We start from the raw sequence: 294 nt of genomic DNA on the forward strand, positions 1-294 counted from the left end.
CGAGATCTGGCGTGACGAGCCGGTGGCCGAGCGGATCGCGGTCTTGAGCGCGAGGCAGGCCGCCGGGCTGCAACGCTTCCGGGTCAATCCATATTTCACCGACTGCCGACAACCGGCACCATCGCGGCACTCGACCTACGCACCGGCTCAGCCGGTTATCTGGCCGAGATCGGGCCAAAACTGCGCGCTTTTTTCCTTGAGCGGGGGCTACTTGTGCGCCCGCTCGGCAATGTCCTCTATCTTCTACCGCCCAATTCGTCGCTGGTGATGCAATAGGGCGGTAGATCGGAAGAG

The 294-nt window shown here is 62.9% G+C and carries 1 pseudogene; it reads left to right on the forward strand.

The features are described 5' to 3' along the window. Nucleotides 1-252 (forward strand): annotated as a pseudogene (locus EN786_RS38425) (adenosylmethionine--8-amino-7-oxononanoate aminotransferase BioA); the annotation flags it as partial. Nucleotides 253-294 lie beyond the last annotated feature (42 nt).

Source organism: Mesorhizobium sp. M4B.F.Ca.ET.143.01.1.1, assembly GCF_004792275.1.
Lineage (GTDB): Bacteria > Pseudomonadota > Alphaproteobacteria > Rhizobiales > Rhizobiaceae > Mesorhizobium > Mesorhizobium abyssinicae.